Consider the following 214-nt stretch of genomic DNA (forward strand, 5'->3'; position numbering starts at 1 on the left):
GGAATTCAAGACTGATTCTGAAGCTCTTGCTGACGCGGAAACGGATGCTGAAGTCAACTCAGACACTGATGCAGACTGAAGTTCAGAAGACTTCATTTGAGCTACAGATTCTGAAGTGCTAGTTGAGACTGACTCAGAGGCTGAGGCTGAAGCCAACTCAGAGGCTTGCTTGCGAGAAGCAGATTCAGAGGCACTGATTGAAACAGACTCTGAA

The organism is Streptococcus intestinihominis, from assembly GCF_046824975.1.
Lineage (GTDB): Bacteria > Bacillota > Bacilli > Lactobacillales > Streptococcaceae > Streptococcus.